At 52.7% G+C, this 16114-nt stretch carries 16 protein-coding genes and 1 tRNA gene; 7 read left to right on the top strand and 10 right to left on the bottom strand.

The window, feature by feature from the left end; all coding sequences use genetic code 11:
• The first annotated feature begins 429 nt into the window (after window positions 1–429).
• Window positions 430–1170, top strand: coding sequence for a peptidoglycan meso-diaminopimelic acid protein amidase (dpaA, locus tag VSR74_RS22265; RefSeq protein WP_347796716.1), 741 nt, complete (start codon window positions 430–432; stop codon window positions 1168–1170).
• Here the strand turns inward: dpaA and VSR74_RS22260 are convergent.
• Both VSR74_RS22260 and lpcA read right to left on the bottom strand, forming a co-directional pair.
• Window positions 1141–1908 (bottom strand): class II glutamine amidotransferase, encoded by a 768-nt coding sequence (locus tag VSR74_RS22260; RefSeq protein ID WP_347796715.1) that lies wholly within the window; start codon window positions 1906–1908, stop codon window positions 1141–1143. The two genes, dpaA and VSR74_RS22260, sit on opposite strands and share 30 nt — an antisense overlap.
• Window positions 1909–1950: 42 nt before the next feature.
• The gene (gene lpcA / locus VSR74_RS22255) at window positions 1951–2532 is read right to left on the bottom strand and encodes a D-sedoheptulose 7-phosphate isomerase (protein WP_347796714.1); all 582 of its coding nucleotides are present in this window, start codon (window positions 2530–2532) and stop codon (window positions 1951–1953) included.
• 239 nt (window positions 2533–2771) lie between these two features.
• On the opposite strand from lpcA, the gene fadE reads away from it, so the two are divergent.
• Entirely contained in the window at window positions 2772–5216 is a 2445-nt protein-coding gene (gene fadE, locus VSR74_RS22250) for an acyl-CoA dehydrogenase FadE (RefSeq protein WP_347796713.1), read from the top strand.
• 44 nt (window positions 5217–5260) lie between these two features.
• Here the strand turns inward: fadE and ivy are convergent, their stop codons facing one another.
• Window positions 5261–5707: an Ivy family C-type lysozyme inhibitor gene (gene ivy / locus VSR74_RS22245; protein ID WP_347796712.1), complete on the bottom strand. Its 447-nt coding sequence runs from the start codon at window positions 5705–5707 to the stop codon at window positions 5261–5263.
• A 183-nt stretch (window positions 5708–5890) separates the two neighbouring features.
• Here ivy and VSR74_RS22240 point away from each other — a divergent pair, with 183 nt between their 5' ends.
• The gene (locus VSR74_RS22240) at window positions 5891–6661 is read left to right on the top strand and encodes an amidohydrolase (protein ID WP_347796711.1); all 771 of its coding nucleotides are present in this window, start codon (window positions 5891–5893) and stop codon (window positions 6659–6661) included.
• Between the two features lie 45 nt (window positions 6662–6706).
• Here the strand turns inward: VSR74_RS22240 and VSR74_RS22235 are convergent.
• A tRNA-Asp gene (locus VSR74_RS22235) sits at window positions 6707–6783 on the bottom strand.
• A gap of 131 nt (window positions 6784–6914) precedes the next feature.
• A complete protein-coding gene (gene dnaQ / locus VSR74_RS22230) occupies window positions 6915–7646 on the bottom strand; it encodes a DNA polymerase III subunit epsilon (protein ID WP_347796710.1) in 732 nt (243 codons plus the stop codon).
• Between the two features lie 63 nt (window positions 7647–7709).
• Here dnaQ and rnhA point away from each other — a divergent pair, with 63 nt between their 5' ends.
• Window positions 7710–8177 (top strand): ribonuclease HI, encoded by a 468-nt coding sequence (rnhA, locus tag VSR74_RS22225; RefSeq protein WP_347796709.1) that lies wholly within the window; start codon window positions 7710–7712, stop codon window positions 8175–8177.
• On the opposite strand, the gene VSR74_RS22220 is transcribed toward rnhA, so the two are convergent.
• Window positions 8174–8896, bottom strand: coding sequence for a class I SAM-dependent methyltransferase (locus VSR74_RS22220; RefSeq protein ID WP_347796708.1), 723 nt, complete (start codon window positions 8894–8896; stop codon window positions 8174–8176). The two genes, rnhA and VSR74_RS22220, sit on opposite strands and share 4 nt — an antisense overlap.
• Window positions 8897–8928: 32 nt before the next feature.
• Here VSR74_RS22220 and gloB point away from each other — a divergent pair, with 32 nt between their 5' ends.
• Together gloB and mltD are read left to right on the top strand one after the other, a co-directional pair.
• Window positions 8929–9684: a hydroxyacylglutathione hydrolase gene (gloB, locus tag VSR74_RS22215; protein ID WP_347796707.1), complete on the top strand. Its 756-nt coding sequence runs from the start codon at window positions 8929–8931 to the stop codon at window positions 9682–9684.
• Between the two features lie 71 nt (window positions 9685–9755).
• Entirely contained in the window at window positions 9756–11123 is a 1368-nt protein-coding gene (gene mltD, locus VSR74_RS22210; protein ID WP_347796706.1) for a murein transglycosylase D, read from the top strand.
• A 48-nt stretch (window positions 11124–11171) separates the two neighbouring features.
• Here the strand turns inward: mltD and VSR74_RS22205 are convergent, their stop codons facing one another.
• The 3 genes from VSR74_RS22205 to VSR74_RS22195 all read right to left on the bottom strand — a co-directional run bounded on the left by VSR74_RS22205 (window position 11172) and on the right by VSR74_RS22195 (window position 14143).
• Window positions 11172–11942 (bottom strand): class I SAM-dependent methyltransferase, encoded by a 771-nt coding sequence (locus VSR74_RS22205; RefSeq protein WP_347796705.1) that lies wholly within the window; start codon window positions 11940–11942, stop codon window positions 11172–11174.
• A gap of 78 nt (window positions 11943–12020) precedes the next feature.
• Entirely contained in the window at window positions 12021–12824 is an 804-nt protein-coding gene (locus tag VSR74_RS22200; RefSeq protein ID WP_347796704.1) for an endonuclease/exonuclease/phosphatase family protein, read from the bottom strand.
• Window positions 12825–12967: 143 nt separating this feature from the next.
• Window positions 12968–14143, bottom strand: coding sequence for an MFS transporter (locus VSR74_RS22195; protein ID WP_347796703.1), 1176 nt, complete (start codon window positions 14141–14143; stop codon window positions 12968–12970).
• Between the two features lie 105 nt (window positions 14144–14248).
• On the opposite strand from VSR74_RS22195, the gene yafC reads away from it, so the two are divergent.
• Entirely contained in the window at window positions 14249–15160 is a 912-nt protein-coding gene (gene yafC / locus VSR74_RS22190) for a DNA-binding transcriptional regulator YafC (protein WP_347796702.1), read from the top strand.
• Here yafC and dkgB read toward each other — a convergent pair.
• Window positions 15157–15960, bottom strand: a complete 804-nt coding sequence (dkgB, locus tag VSR74_RS22185) for a 2,5-didehydrogluconate reductase DkgB (RefSeq protein ID WP_347796701.1) — start codon at window positions 15958–15960, stop codon at window positions 15157–15159. The genes yafC and dkgB overlap by 4 nt on opposite strands.
• Window positions 15961–16114: the final 154 nt, after the last annotated feature.

Raw genomic sequence — 16114 nt, 5'->3', positions numbered from 1 at the left:
CTTTCTTACACTTTTATCACCTGAGGATGTCTGTCAGACGTTGGGGAACGAATCAGACAGGAAAGCCATTTACTAAAGGCATACTTACCCCAGAATGATAACGTTGGCGAATCTTAACACCATATGTGTTTGCTTCGCAGCAGATACTCCAACTTCGCCCATAAAATGCGAGCTATTGCGCAAAGTTCTGAGAGAATGCGGGGCAGAAATAGGCTATAAAAGGCAGTTCAAACGTATATGTTTGATGGTGCTACGCTTATTAGTCAGGCGGGACGCAGATTAAGTAAAACTGAATTGTAAACACAATCGTCCCCTCTTGCGAAAAACTGCCGTGATGCTAATGTGAGCGCTCAAAAGACAGATAACTCTGATTTTGTCTCTCTCTTGCCTTCCTGGCATGTGATTTTTGTTTATCAAGGAACATGTAGTATGCGCAAAATCGCATTTTTCATTGCGATGCTTCTGATGCCGTGCATCTCGTTTGCCGGGTTGCTGAGCAGCAACAGCCCGACGACGCCGGTCAGTAAAGAATATAAGCAACAGTTAATGGGTTCACCGGTTTACGTTCAAATCTTCAAAGAAGAGCGCACCCTTGACCTGTACGTCAAGATGGGCGAGACGTATCAGCTCCTTGATAGCTACCGCATCTGTAATTACTCTGGCGGCCTGGGGCCTAAACGTCGCCAGGGAGACTTCAAAAGCCCGGAAGGGTTTTACTCCGTGCAGCGCAGCCAGCTCAAACCAGACAGCCGCTTCTATAAAGCCATTAACATTGGTTTCCCGAACGCCTATGACCGCGCGCACGGTTATGAAGGGAAATATTTGATGATCCACGGCGCATGCGTGTCGGTGGGTTGCTATGCGATGACCGATTCAGGCATTGATGAGATCTTCCAGTTCGTAACCGGAGCGTTAGTCTTCGGCCAGCAGAGCGTACAGGTGAGTATTTATCCGTTCCGCATGAGCGATGCCAATATGGAACGTCACAAATACTCCACCTATAAAGATTTCTGGCAGCAACTGAAGCCGGGGTATGACTACTTCCAGCAGACTCATAAGCCGCCTATCGTTTCTGTCGTCGACGGGCGCTATGTCGTCAGCAAGCCGCTGAGCCACGAAGTGGTGCAGCCGCAACTGGTGTCAAACTATTCTGTCCCCGAGGCAAAATAAACGCCACTCGCCTGGCATAATCTTTTGCCAGGTTTCATTGCCCGTCAGCGGCTGGGTCGCAATCACGGTGACCACGTCGTTGGCGGTTGTCTCCTGCTGAAAATCGATTTCCACGTCCTGATCCAACAGCGTTGCCACGCCAAATGGCGCCCGACGGGTGATCCAGAACAGGTTGGTGGAGCAAAACGCCATCACATAACGCCCATCCGACAACAACATGTTGAACACGCCTTTTTCGCGCAGTTGTGCAGCAAGCGTCGCGATATATTCAAATACCGCGGGCATATTGCCCGGCGTGCGCGGATAGCGCTCAGTGAGTTTATGCAGTAACCAGCAGAAGGCTTTTTCGCTATCGGTTTCGCCGACCGGACGGAAGTTGCCGGTTTCCAGCGATTTATAACCGTCAAGTTGGCCGTTGTGCGCATACGTCCAGTTGCGCCCCCACAATTCGCGGGTGAAGGGGTGCGTGTTTTCCAGCGCCACGTTGCCGCGGTTAGCCTGGCGAATGTGCGCCACCACCGAACAGGATTTTATGGGATATTCCTGCACCAGTTTGGCGATAGGCGACTGGTAGCTTGGGTGAGGATCTTTGAACGTGCGACACCCTTTGCCTTCGTAAAAGGTGATCCCCCAGCCATCTTTATGCGGCCCGGTGCCGCCGCCGCGCTGGACAAGCCCGGTAAAACTGAAGCAGATATCGGTTGGCACATTCGCGCTCATCCCGAGCAGTTCGCACATTCTACACCCCCACAGCTTATCGGGGCCGAAGCCCCGTCGTTCTTACGCCTTAACCATCTCTTTTTCGATCAGCATAATCAGGATATGGATCACTTTGATGTGAATTTCCTGTACGCGGTCAGCATAGCCAAAGTGCGGTACACGGATTTCAACATCCGCAGAGCCGGCCATTTTACCGCCGTCTTTACCGGTCAGGGTGATCACTTTCATCCCCTGCGCGCGCGCCGCTTCGATCGCTTTAATCACGTTGCCGGAGTTACCGGACGTGGAGATCCCCAGCAGAACGTCACCTGCGCGGCCTACGGATTCAACGTAACGGGAGAAAACATATTCATAACCGAAATCATTGCTCACGCAGGAGATATGGCTGACATCGGAAATCGCGATAGCCGGATAACCTGGACGGTTTTCACGGTAGCGGCCGGTAAGCTCTTCAGCAAAGTGCATCGCGTCACAATGGGAACCGCCGTTGCCGCAGGAAAGCACCTTACCACCCGCCTTGAAGCTATCGGCCAGCAGCACCGCCGCACGCTGAATCGCGTGGATATTGGCTTCATCTTTCAGGAAGTTAGCCAGCGTTTCTGCCGCTTCGTTCAATTCGTTACGAATAAGATCCTGGTACATGAGGTAATCCTTCAGTATGGGTGAAATAACTTTTTAACAGTGTACCGGATAGCATCAGCAGCGAGAAGCTAAAGCCCACCACTTAACGGTGGCTTTTGATTTTCTGTGCCAGGGAAAGCGACAACAATGTGAGCAAGGTTGTAATTATTTTGTAATCACATTGCTAAAAGAAATCACATCAACTAGAACAATACTATCACAAGTGGTCAGACCTCCTACAAGACAGGGAGCATTTCTCTATGATGATTTTGAGTATTGTTGCAACCATTGCTTTACTCGGTGTGCTCTTCTATCACCGCGTCAGCCTGACTCTGAGCAGCCTGATTTTACTGGCCTGGACTGCGGCGCTTGGCGCGGCAGGGCTGTGGAACATCTGGCTGCTGGTGCCGCTGGCCATTATTCTGGTGCCTTTCAATGTTCCTTCCATGCGCCGCGCGATGATCTCAGCGCCGGTGTTCCGTACCTTCTGCAAAGTGATGCCGCCGATGTCGCGTACTGAAAAAGAGGCGATTGATGCCGGCACCACCTGGTGGGAAGGCGACCTGTTCCGCGGTAATCCGGACTGGAAAAAGCTGCATAACTATCCGCAGCCACGCCTGACGGCGGAAGAACAAGCGTTTATCGACGGCCCGGTAGAAGAAGCCTGCCGTATGGCAAACGACTTCGAAATTACCCATGAAATGGCGGATCTACCGCCGGAACTGTGGGCGTATCTGAAAGAGCATCGCTTCTTTGCGATGATCATTAAGAAAGAGTACGGCGGGCTGGAGTTCTCTGCCTATGCTCAGGCGCGCGTGCTGCAAAAACTCTCCGGTGTGTCGGGTATTCTGGCGATCACCGTGGGCGTGCCGAACTCATTAGGGCCGGGTGAACTGTTACAGCATTACGGCACTGAAGAGCAGAAAAATCACTACCTGCCACGTCTGGCGCGGGGTCAGGAGATCCCCTGCTTTGCGTTGACCAGCCCGGAAGCGGGTTCCGATGCGGGCGCGATTCCGGATACCGGTGTCGTCTGCATGGGCGAATGGCAGGGCGAGCAGGTGCTCGGTATGCGCCTGACCTGGAACAAACGCTACATTACGCTGGCGCCTATCGCCACCGTGCTGGGGCTGGCCTTTAAACTCACCGACCCGGATAAACTGCTGGGCGGCGAAGAGAATCTGGGCATTACCTGTGCGTTGATTCCGACCAGCACGCCGGGCGTCGAGATTGGTCGCCGCCACTTCCCGCTGAACGTGCCGTTCCAGAACGGCCCGACCCGTGGTCAGGATATCTTCGTCCCTATCGACTACATCATCGGCGGCCCGAAAATGGCCGGACAGGGCTGGCGTATGCTGGTTGAGTGTCTGTCTGTTGGCCGTGGGATCACCCTGCCGTCAAACTCGACGGGCGGCGTGAAATCCGTCGCACTGGCGACCGGGGCGTATGCGCATATCCGCCGTCAGTTCAAAGTCTCCATCGGGAAAATGGAAGGGATTGAAGAGCCACTGGCGCGCATTGGCGGCAACGCCTACGTAATGGACGCGGCTGCATCGTTAATTACCTACGGCATTATGCTTGGCGAAAAACCGGCGGTGCTGTCGGCGATTGTGAAATATCACTGTACCCACCGTGGTCAGCAGTCAATTATTGATGCAATGGATATCGCCGGCGGTAAAGGCATTATGCTCGGTGAAGGCAACTTCCTCGCCCGAGCTTACCAGGGCGCACCGATTGCTATCACCGTCGAGGGCGCGAATATCCTGACCCGTAGCATGATGATCTTCGGCCAGGGCGCGATTCGCTGCCATCCCTATGTGCTGGATGAAATGGCCGCCGCACAGAATAAAGACGTGAAAGCGTTTGATAACCTGCTGTTTAAACACATCGGCCACGTTGGCAGTAACAAGGTGCGCAGCTTCTGGCTTGGCCTGACGCGCGGCTTAACCAGCGCCACGCCGACACATGACCAGACGCGCCGCTACTATCAACATCTGAACCGTTTGAGTGCTAACCTCGCATTACTCTCTGACGTATCAATGGCGGTGCTGGGCGGCAGCCTGAAACGCCGTGAACGTATCTCCGCGCGTCTGGGCGATGTACTGAGCCAACTCTATCTTGCCTCTGCGGTGCTGAAACGCTATGACGACGAAGGGCGTAATGAAGCCGATTTACCGCTGGTTCACTGGGGCGTACAGGATGCGCTGTATCAGGCTGAGCAGGCAATTGATGATTTGCTGAAGAACTTCCCGAATCGTTTTGTGGCCGGTGCGCTGAGCGTGGTTATTTTCCCGACCGGTCGCCATTATCATGCGCCGTCGGATAAGCTGGATCATCAGGTGGCGAAGATCCTGCAAACACCGTGTGCCACGCGCTCCCGTATTGGCCGTGGTCAGTACCTGACGCCGAGCGAGCATAACCCGGTGGGTCTGCTGGAAGAGGCGCTGATCGACGTGATGGCCGCAGACCCTATCCACCAGCGGATCTGCAAAGAGATTGGCAAAAACCTGCCGTTTACCCGACTGGATGAACTGGCACGTAATGCGCTGGCGAAAGGGCTTATCGATCAGGAAGAAGCCGATATTCTGATTAAGGCTGAAGAGAGCCGTCTGCGCAGTATTAACGTGGACGATTTCGACGCCGACGCGCTGGCGACTAAACCGGTAAAGTTGCCGGAGAAAGTCCGCAAGATTGAAGCGGCATGATGTGAAAACGGAGCCGAAAGGCTCCGTTTTTTTGATGGCGACGGTTACTTAAAGTTAAACCCGTCCGGATGGTTTTCCAGGCTGCCGGTCAACGCCGCAAACAGCACCGTTTTCCCATCGATAGAAAGCGCATCGTTCACATTCAGCCAGGTCAGCTTTTCCTGCGATGTTTTTTCATCGACGGTCGAGAACAGGCCAGTCATCTGCTTAGACTTCTCAGACCACAGCACCGCCACACGTTCAGTACCACAATCATGCGGTTTGCATGCGCTCATCACCTGCCAGGACTCATCGCCAAGAGTGACGGTTTGCGCAGGGGTGTAAGTGCCCCCTTTGACCACCCACGCCGGCAGTTTGTGACCTTTTACCATCTGGTTAAACGCCGCTTTGGTCGTTTCACCTTTTGCCAGACTGCTGATGGTTACATCTTCCTGCGCCATGGCGCTGGTTGCAAAGACCAGCGCAGCGACAGCGGTTATTGCCTTATACATCATTCCTCCCGGGCTTATCCTGCCCTTGTTGTTCATCCCCTTAAGAGTGAGCGGCAACACAGCCAAATGCAAATCAGATATTTCCAATAACAGCTTTTTCTATCGAAATATTCCGCGAAGCGCCAGCGGCCTGATAAGGTATTAAAGTTATAAAATCACCCTGCAATACAGGAGTTACCCGCCGTGCCAGGTTTGAAAATTACGCTTTTACAGCAACCGTTAGTGTGGATGGATGGCCCAGCTAACCTGCGTCATTTTGACAGGCAACTGGAAGAAATGACCGGGCGCGATGTCATCGTTCTGCCAGAGATGTTTACCACCGGTTTTGCAATGGAAGCAGCCAAACAGTCGCCCTCTGAGGAGGAGGTGATTTTATGGATGCACAAGCAGGCGCAACGTACCGATGCTTTAATTGCAGGCAGCGCGGCGCTGCAAACCGCGCGCGGCCCGGTGAACCGTTTTTTACTGGTTGAGCCGCAAGGCAGCGTACATTTCTATGATAAGCGCCATCTGTTCCGCATGGCGGATGAACATCATCACTATGAAGCAGGCAATGAACGTGTGGTATTTGAATGGCGAGGCTGGCGCATTCTGCCGCAGGTGTGTTACGACCTGCGTTTCCCGGTGTGGTCGCGCAACCGCAACGATTACGATCTCGCGCTTTACGTCGCCAACTGGCCCGCGCCACGCTCCCTGCACTGGCAAGCGCTGCTGGTCGCCCGCGCGATTGAGAACCAGGCGTATGTCGCAGGCTGCAACCGCGTCGGCACAGATGGCAACGGCCACCACTACCGCGGAGACAGTCGGGTGATTAATCCGCAGGGCGAGATTATCGCTACTGCCGAAGCACACCAGGCGACGCGCATTGATGCTGAGCTGTCGATGACGGCCTTAGAGGAATACAGAGAGAAGTTTCCGGCATGGCGGGATGCGGATGGATTTGAGTGGGGATAATACGACAAAGGCCTGAATCATTGCTGATTCAGGCCTTTTGAATAGTGGCGGAACGGACGGGACTCGAACCCGCGACCCCCTGCGTGACAGGCAGGTATTCTAACCGACTGAACTACCGCTCCGCTGTGTTCCCTTGAGAACGAGGCGAATATTACGGGTTCCCCTCTGCTCCGTCAACGCTTTTTACGACGTTTTGCATCGTTTGCTGCAAAAATCGCCCACATGACCATTTTCACAGCAAAAACAGGACGTTTCACGCACGCCAGAGGCAGCTTCCGCCCTTCTTTTGCACCAGGTCGAGGCGGGATTCATGTGCCAGCAGCTCTTCGTCAGAGGCAAAAACAACACGGAGTTTGCTTCCAGCGCGGGTAACACGCTGAATCCCGACATCGCCAGTCTGCTGCTGCTCTTCCCCTTCCATTGAAAATGCCATTGATGTTTGCCCGCCTGTCATTAACAGGTAAACATCGGCCAGGATCTGGGAATCGAGTAATGCGCCGTGGAGGGTACGTTTGCTGTTATCGATTTCATAGCGCGAGCACAACGCATCAAGGCTGTTACGCTTTCCGGGGAACATTTTCCTCGCCAGCGCCAGGCTATCGGTCACTTTGCAGAAGGTATTGGTCTTCGGAATGCCGCGATTGAGTTTGCTGAACTCGTAGTCCATAAAGCCGATATCGAACGATGCGTTATGGATGACCAGCTCTGCGCCGCGAATGTACTCGATAAATTCATCAGCGACATCGGCAAAGGTGGGTTTGTCCAGCAGAAACTCATCCGCAATACCGTGAACGCCAAACGCTTCCGGATCCACCAGCCGGTCAGGCTTGAGGTAAACGTGGAAGTTATTACCGGTCAGACGACGGTTGATCACTTCAACGGCGCCGATCTCGATGATCTTATGGCCTTCATAGTGAGCCCCGATTTGGTTCATACCCGTGGTTTCGGTATCGAGGACGATCTGTCGTGTAATTGCAGTGCTCATATCGGTCATTTATGTCAGACTTGTCGTTTACGTGTCGATTTCAATACAGGAAGTCTACCAGAGATGCTTAAACAGGTAGAAATTTTCACCGATGGTTCTTGCCTCGGTAATCCAGGGCCTGGCGGCTACGGCGCCATTTTACGCTATCGTCAGAAAGAGAAAACCTTCAGCGAAGGCTATTATTTGACGACCAACAATCGCATGGAGCTGATGGCGGCCATTGTCGCGCTTGAAGCCCTGAAAGAACATTGCGAAGTGGTATTAAGCACCGACAGTCAGTATGTGCGCCAGGGCATCACACAGTGGATCCACAACTGGAAGAAGCGCGGCTGGAAAACCGCTGATAAAAAACCAGTAAAGAATGTCGATCTCTGGAAGCGTCTCGATGCGGCGTTAGGTCAGCATGAAATTCGCTGGATGTGGGTAAAGGGCCACGCCGGACATCCGGAAAACGAACGCTGCGATGAACTGGCCCGTACCGCCGCCTCCTCCCCCACTCAGGAAGATAAGGGCTACCAGCCCGACGCTTAAGCGTTTGGCTTCTTATATTGCCGGGTCGCCCCGACCGCCTGTGGGATGCGACTTTTGGCTTTATTCTGCTTCATCGGGTTCAGGGTCAGCGGGATCGTCCGCTTGCGCGCGACGATATATTGCACACACCCTAACGCAGGGAGATGCGTACTTAGCAGTTTCCCCCCTTGCTTCGTCCAGGGAAGCACCTGAACCCTCCCCTGATGAAGAACCTCAAAATTGAGTAGCGCCAGCCAGTCAAGCTGACGTGTCAGGGTAAACATCCGGCTGTTGTAAGGCGTTTTATTACGTAGCACAGGAACCAGCTTCCGTAGCCCCACCAGACTCATGGGGTTAAAGCTGGTGATAATCAGCCAGCCATCGTCAATCAAAACCCGGTCAGCTTCACGCAACATGCGATGGGGATCGGAACACCAGGGGAGGGAGTGAGCCAGCAGGCAGGCATCCACCGATTTTTCCGCAAACGGTAAGCACAGCGGATCGGCTTTGACCTGGATCGGGTTGCCGGCAAGAGAAACATTAACCTGATGAGAGATAGCACACGCTTCTGTGTTAATTTCTGCGCTCAGGTTCCCAATTTTAAGCAAATGAAAACCATAGAGTTTCGTAAGCCAGGGTTTCAGTTGACGCTCCAGCGCCTCGCGATAATACTCACCCCAGGGCATTTCAGCCCAATGACCGGGTGCTGCGACTGTCTGAGGTATCCTTGCCGGTTTCATCACAACCTTCCGTTCGTTTTAAGAGGTAATTTATGAATCTTAACAGTATTCCCGCATTTCAGGACAACTACATCTGGGTTCTGAGCGACGACGCAGGCCGTTGCCTGATTGTCGATCCTGGCGAATCCGCACCGGTTCTCCGTGCAATTAAAGAAAACAACTGGCAGCCGGAAGCCATTTTTCTGACGCATCACCATGCCGATCATGTCGGCGGCGTGGCCGGGTTACGTCAGCACTTTCCACATATTGAGGTCTATGGCCCTGCCGAAACGCAAGATAAGGGAACCACCAAAGTGGTCGCTGATGGGGATAAAGTGTCCGTTCTCGGACATGAATTTTGTATTTTCGCCACGCCAGGTCACACTTTAGGACATATCTGTTTCTTTAACATGCCTTATCTATTTTGCGGCGACACGATGTTTTCCGGCGGCTGCGGAAGGCTCTTTGAAGGCACCGCATCTCAAATGTATCAATCACTTAAAAAAATATCCGCGCTCCCTGACAATACGTTAATTTGTTGTGCACATGAGTACACTTTATCAAATATGAAGTTTGCATTAAGTATCTTGCCTCATGATTTATCAATAAATGAATACTATCGAGAAGTTAAGGAGTTACGGGCTAAAAATCAAAAGACACTCCCCGTAACTCTGAAAAATGAGCGTCGTAATAATATTTTTTTACGCACAGATGATGCTGATTTTATTAATGAAATTTCAAAAGAAACAAAATTGCTACAACCTTCTGAGCGTTTTGCATGGTTAAGGGCAAAGAAAGACAACTTCTGATACTTCACGGTTGCGTTTTGAAAAGTTCGCCGTTATGATCGGTCGTCTTTTAAGCAACTATTGACATACACATGAAGGCAAAAGCGATATTACTCGCCTCTGTCCTGCTCGTGGGTTGCCAGGCGTCTAAGCACGACGGCAATATCCAGCAGCACGCACAGAGCCTTTCTGCGGCTAGTCAAGGAGAAGCGGGTAAGTTTGCAAGTCAGGCGCGATGGATGGACGATGGGACATTCGCAGCGCAGGATCAGGACTTGTGGGCTTCCATTGGCGACGAGCTAAAGATGGGCATTCCGGAAAACAACCGGATTCGCGAACAGAAACAGAAGTACTTAAGAAATAAGAGCTATCTCCACGATGTAACTTTACGGGCAGAGCCGTATATGTACTGGATAGCCGGGCAAGTTAAGAAACGTAACATGCCGATGGAACTGGTATTACTACCCATAGTGGAGAGCGCTTTTGACCCGCACGCAACGTCTGGCGCCAATGCCGCAGGCATCTGGCAGATCATTCCGAGCACTGGGCGCAATTATGGTCTGAAACAGACCCGCAGTTATGACGCACGTCGCGATGTTGTTGCTTCCACAACAGCAGCGCTGGATATGATGCAGCGTCTTAACAAAATGTTTGACGGTGACTGGTTATTAACCGTGGCGGCGTACAACAGCGGTGAAGGCCGCGTAATGAAGGCAATGAAAGCGAACAAAGCGCGTGGTAAACCCACCGATTTCTGGTCGCTGCCGCTGCCTCAGGAAACTAAGCTTTACGTACCGAAAATGCTGGCTTTGAGCGATATTCTCAAAAACAGTAAACGTTACGGTGTGCGACTGCCAACACCAGATGAAAGCCGTGCACTGGCGCGAGTGCGTCTTGATAGCCCTGTTGAAATGAAACAACTGGCCGATATGGCAGGAATTTCAGTCACCAAGCTGAAGACGTTCAATGCGGGCGTAAAAGGCTCCACGCTGGGCGCAAGTGGCCCGAAATATGTGATGGTGCCACAGAAACATGCTGACCAGTTGCGTGAGTCGCTGGCTTCAGGTGAAATTGCAGCCGTCCAGCCAACGCTGGTTGCTGATAATACGCCGTTACAGAGCCGCAGCTATAAAGTGCGCTCAGGTGACACGCTATCAGGTATTGCATCGCGCCTTGGCGTCACAGCAAAAGACCTGAAGCAGTGGAATAACCTGCGCGGCAACAATCTGAAGATTGGTCAGAGCTTAACGGTGGGAGCAGGTAGCAGCGCAGCACAGCTTGCGAACAACAGCGATAGCATTACCTATCGTGTGCGTAAGGGTGATTCACTGTCCAGTATTGCTAAACGTCACGGTGTGAACATCAAAGATGTGATGCGCTGGAATGACGATACCGCTAACCTGAAACCCGGCGATCAGCTAACGCTGTTCGTTAAAAACAACGACCGTCCGGATTCCTGATCGGCAAGGCGTAAAAAAGGCACCGTTTATCACGGTGCCTTTTTATTTCTATCGCGCTTTATGCGCTTCAAACATGATGGTGTCGCTGGTAAAGGAACCATCAGTCTGCAATTCAAACCACGCTTTGACTTCCGCTGAAGCGCTCTCCTGATATACGCGAATCGCATCACATAATGCGGCAGGCGTTCTCATACGCGCCACCCAGGATGCAAAATTCAGCGGCAGGCGGTCGGTAATCAGATTATCCACCGCCAGACCGGCCTCCGCCGCCATCGTCAACCACTCACCGCTGGCGTAGTTGCGAACGTGAGAAGTATCACGCAGCGCCTCCACCGTTTGCAGCCAGATATCACGCACGGGATGCCCCGGAGACATCACATCCATCATCAACAGCGTCCCGCCCGCTTTCAGTACCCGTTTAACTTCCCGCAGCGCCTGGCCGACATCGTGCCAGTGATGTGCAGAATAGCGGCTTATTACCACATCAAAACTCGCATCATCAAAGGGTAAAGATTCGGCGTAGCCCTGTCGGGTTGAGACATTCTCCAGCCCCTTCTCTTTTGCCGCCTGTGCGACGACCTCCAGCATCTGACTGGATAAGTCATATGCCGTGACGGATTTCACCTCACCAGCGGCGGCAAAGCTCGCATGGCCCGCCCCACAGCCCAGATCCAGTACGTGAGCCTCAGGGAAATCCGCCAGCCGGTGTTTCAGGCGTTGCAGATCGCGCCCGGACGCGTGCACTGCGCTGGTTAAATAGGCCTGCGCCTGTGAGCCAAACTGCTTTTCAACGTTGTCATGGTGAGATTGTGTTGTCATTTTACTGTCCTTTGTTGTGTGGAAGATAAAGGGCAGCGCTGAAGGATCAGGTCTGCCCATGGCAGACCTGACGCACCTCTATTTGACAGGTATGCCGGGACTAAATTCGACGAGTAGCGGATTGTGGTCAGATGCACGGGTCACCAGTACCGATGCATCATGCACGTTAAGGCCGCGATAGAAGACAAAATCGAGGGGGCGACCAAACGCACGACGGCGCTGATCGTCAGAAAAACGTACTTCGCGCAGCGACATTTCACGGGCAAAGCGATAGAGCGCATTCATACGGGGACGGCTCCATGCATTAAAGTCACCGGCCATAATCACCGGGCCGCTGTGGTGCGCAATCTGATCGCCAATTGGCAGCAACTGTTTACTGTAAACGTCAACGCCGAGGCTGAAATTGACCGCATGAATGTTAACAACCATCAACAGGCGCGCATCCGGAAGTGGGTAAACGGTCACTAACGCGGATTTTGCCAGGCGCAGGATAGGTTCACGCTCGCGCAACGGGCAGCAATAGACCGGCTGAGCGGAAGAGAGCGTCATAACCCCCGAAGGATGCTGAGGCAGAACGAATGCAGGAACCTGATCCGCAGCTAAATAGTTAGTCGTTGCAAACTTCACCAGTTCAGGGGTGGTTTGCGCTTCCTGAAGCAGCATCAGGTGGGCATCTTTACCAAAATTTTTCAGCACAGACAGCCATTCGGCCCTCTGTTGTTTAAAGATGTTCCACACCAAAACGCGTATATTTTCTTCAGTGCTTAAGGGCATTCCTGCGGGCAGTGCCTGCCCCATACCTGCATACATCCCAGGCGGAGGCAAAATTCGCTCCGCAGGTTGTCCGGCGATGTAACGCATAGCATAGGTATTTTTTCGCACTTTCTTTTTTTAACCTCAATAACGAAAGAACCGGCCTGTTGCCAGACTGGTTCTTCAGTTATAGGGATTTTTGCTTACAGTTTCAACGCCAATCGCGATAAAGCTGTGTGAACTTCTGTAAGCAAGTGCTTACTCGTTTCGTATTAGCTTAATACTGCGCGAGGTGACTTATCCAGACGTCCACTCAGGCCAATCAGCAACAGAGCAACCAGAACAATCACTGCGCCGATCCACGGGGTTTGCGCCAGGCCATAATGCTCTACCGTTTGGCCGCCGATAATTGAACCCAGTGCGATGCCAATGTTAAAGGCGGCGATGTTAAGCCCGGAAGCCACGTCAACCGCTGAAGGCGTGTACTCCTCCGCTTTCTGTACCACATAGACCTGCAGACCCGGAACGTTACCGAAAGAAAATATCCCCATCACCAGCACCGTCGCCAGCGCGGCATACTGCATCGAGGCGGTGAACTGGAAGACCAGCAGCAAAACCATCAGCGCAGCAAAGATGAATTTCAGCGCCGGAACCGCACCATGTTTGTCCGCCAGTTTGCCGCCCCAGATATTGCCAATTGCCACCGAAACCCCGTATCCCAGCAAGATCCAGCTCACCGCACTCGGCGTAAAACCGGCCAGGTTTTGCATTATCGGCGCAAGGAAAGTGAACGCCGTAAATACGCCACCGTAACCGAGCGCGGTCACCGCATAGATCATCAGCAGACGCGGATGCGTCAGCACCTTAACCTGTTCGCGCAGGCTGGCTGGCGCACGGCTGGGAATGTTATTCGGCACCAGAATCGCACTGGCGATTAAGGCAACTACGCCCAGCATAGAGACCGCGAGGAATGTTTCACGCCAGCCGAAATGCTGACCGATAAAGGTACCCAACGGCACACCGGTCACCAGCGCGACGGTCAGGCCGCCAAACATGATGGCAATGGCTGATGCCGCTTTCTCCTTCGGCACCAGACTGGTTGCAATGGTTGAGCCAATAGAGAAGAAGACACCATGCGCCAGACCGGTCATCAGACGAGCCAATACCAGCGTGGCATATCCCGGAGCCTGCCAGGCCAGTAGATTACCCAGTGTAAACAGTACCATTAGCCCCAGCAGCAACTGTTTGCGCGGCAACTTTCCTGTTAGCGCCGTCAGTACCGGAGCGCCAACCGCCACGCCCAGCGCATAAATAGAAACCAGAAGGCCGGCAGAGGGTAATGAAATAGATAATTGCTCTGCGATTGTCGGAACCAGGCCCACAATCACAAATTCTGTTGTGCCTATCGCAAAGGCACTGATGGTCAACGCAAGCAACGCCAGAGGCATAATTAACTCCATATCATTCAGTATTAAGATGACACGAAGTATGCCGGGATGCTTTAATAACAAAAACCATCAAAATATCAATTAAATTTTGCATCAGGTGCAATAATGAAAGCTACCTCAGAAGAAATCGCGATCTTCGTTGCCGTTGTCGAGAGTGGCAGCTTTAGCCGCGCTGCAGAGCAACTCGGGCAAGCCAACTCGGCGGTCAGCCGGGCCGTTAAAAAACTGGAATCGAAGCTGGGAGTTGGCCTGCTCAACCGAACCACTCGTCAGCTCAGCCTGACGGAAGAAGGCGAGCGCTACTTCCGTAGAGTGCAGGTGATCCTTCAGGAGATGGCGGCGGCTGAAGACGAAGTCATGGAGACACGTCGCGTGCCGCGTGGCCTGCTACGTGTGGATGCAGCGACGCCCGTGACGCTTAATTTTCTGACGCCGCTAATTAAGCCTTTTCGCGAGCGTTATCCGGAAATTACCCTTTCACTGGTCTCCTCTGAGACATTCATCAACCTTATTGAGAGAAAGGTCGATGTGGCAATTCGCGCGGGGGCATTAAGCGATTCAAGCCTGCGCGCACGACCACTGTTTACCAGCTACCGCAAGATTGTCGCCTCGCCGGATTATATTGCCCGAAACGGCAAACCTGAGAGCGTCGCCGACCTTAAGGAACATCTCTGCTTAGGTTTTACGGAACCCGCAACCTTAAATACCTGGCCTGTTTCCTGCTGCGACGGGCAGCTACATGAGATCACCTGCGGCCTCTCTTCCAATAGCGGAGAAACGATCAAACAATTGTGCCTCAACGGTAATGGGATAGCCTGTCTGTCGGATTATATGATTGCGAAGGAGTTAGAACGGGGAGAATTTGTTGAACTGCTCGCCGAACAGCGGGTGCCGGTCGAGATGCCATTCAGCGCGGTCTACTATAGCGATAAAGCAGTCAGCCCGCGTATTCGTGCGTTTATCGACTTTCTGAGTGAACATGCGGGCAGCTTCGCCACCCGCATACAGGAGAGTTAGTCCCAGTTCGGCGCTAGGCCTTCCGGGCTCACCAGACGATCGTTGCAATCCAGTGCGGCGATCGCTTTCTTGTCTTCTGCATCCAGTTGCAGATCCTGAGCCAACAGGTTGCTCGCCAGGTTCTCGCGTTTGGTCGAGGATGGGATCACTGAGTAGCCTTCCCCCATCGCCCATGCCAGGATCACCTGTGCTGGCGTCGCATTATGTTTTGTGGCAATACGCACAATGGTCTCATCTTTCAATGCCTTACCATAAGCCAGAGTCATGTAAGAGGTGATGTGAATACCGTGCTCACTCGCCCAATCCACTACTTTCCGGTTTTGCAGATACGGAGAAAGCTCGACCTGATTAGTCGCGATATTCTCGGCGCCAACCGCACTTATCGCCTGCTCCATCAATGGGATTGTAAAGTTAGAGATACCGATTTCGCGCGTCAGTCCCTGCTTTTTCGCTTCCAGCAGCGCGTGCATGAACTCGGCGACAGAGACGACATCACCTGGCGATGGCCAGTGAACCAGCGTTAAATCGACATAGTCGGTGCGAAGCTTTTTCAGGCTCTCTTTGAGGCTTGGGATCAGCTTTTCTTTGCTCAGATTCTCGGTCCAGATCTTGGTGGTGATGAAGATCTCTTCACGCGGTACGCTGCTTTCAGCAATCGCCTGACCCACGGCGGCTTCGTTATCGTAGATTTGCGCAGTGTCGACAGCACGATAACCCAATTCCAGTGCGGTTTTTACTGAAGCAATGACTACATCATCCTTCAGACGAAAAGTACCAAGACCAAATGCAGGGATAGACATAGTGTTCCTCTTAATTCCTTTGTTTTGATAGTAAGAGGATTATGGCGATACGGATGAGGGAGAAAAAGAGTGAAAAATGCAGAGGATTTTTGCTGAGAACGCAATAATCAATCTGTAGACGAAAAAAAGCCCTGAGCGTTAACTCAGGGCTTCT

Origin of the sequence: Pseudocitrobacter cyperus, assembly GCF_039889165.1 — a bacterium.
GTDB classification, from domain to species: Bacteria; Pseudomonadota; Gammaproteobacteria; order Enterobacterales; family Enterobacteriaceae; genus Pseudocitrobacter; species Pseudocitrobacter cyperus.
The sequence above is the reverse complement of the archived record's forward strand: the minus strand, read 5'-3'. Positions and strand labels throughout refer to the sequence as shown.

Bases quoted from the DNA above. Each gene is read 5' to 3' on its own strand.
- dpaA (WP_347796716.1), top strand. From the start codon at position 430: ATGCGCAAAATCGCATTTTTCATTGCGATGCTTCTGATGCCGTGCATC.
- VSR74_RS22260 (WP_347796715.1), bottom strand. From the start codon at position 1,908: ATGTGCGAACTGCTCGGGATGAGCGCGAATGTGCCAACCGATATCTGC.
- lpcA (WP_347796714.1), bottom strand. From the start codon at position 2,532: ATGTACCAGGATCTTATTCGTAACGAATTGAACGAAGCGGCAGAAACG.
- fadE (WP_347796713.1), top strand. From the start codon at position 2,772: ATGATGATTTTGAGTATTGTTGCAACCATTGCTTTACTCGGTGTGCTC.
- ivy (WP_347796712.1), bottom strand. From the start codon at position 5,707: ATGTATAAGGCAATAACCGCTGTCGCTGCGCTGGTCTTTGCAACCAGC.
- dnaQ (WP_347796710.1), bottom strand. From the start codon at position 7,646: ATGAGCACTGCAATTACACGACAGATCGTCCTCGATACCGAAACCACG.
- rnhA (WP_347796709.1), top strand. From the start codon at position 7,710: ATGCTTAAACAGGTAGAAATTTTCACCGATGGTTCTTGCCTCGGTAAT.
- VSR74_RS22220 (WP_347796708.1), bottom strand. From the start codon at position 8,896: ATGAAACCGGCAAGGATACCTCAGACAGTCGCAGCACCCGGTCATTGG.
- gloB (WP_347796707.1), top strand. From the start codon at position 8,929: ATGAATCTTAACAGTATTCCCGCATTTCAGGACAACTACATCTGGGTT.
- mltD (WP_347796706.1), top strand. From the start codon at position 9,756: ATGAAGGCAAAAGCGATATTACTCGCCTCTGTCCTGCTCGTGGGTTGC.
- VSR74_RS22205 (WP_347796705.1), bottom strand. From the start codon at position 11,942: ATGACAACACAATCTCACCATGACAACGTTGAAAAGCAGTTTGGCTCA.
- VSR74_RS22195 (WP_347796703.1), bottom strand. From the start codon at position 14,143: ATGCCTCTGGCGTTGCTTGCGTTGACCATCAGTGCCTTTGCGATAGGC.
- yafC (WP_347796702.1), top strand. From the start codon at position 14,249: ATGAAAGCTACCTCAGAAGAAATCGCGATCTTCGTTGCCGTTGTCGAG.
- dkgB (WP_347796701.1), bottom strand. From the start codon at position 15,960: ATGTCTATCCCTGCATTTGGTCTTGGTACTTTTCGTCTGAAGGATGAT.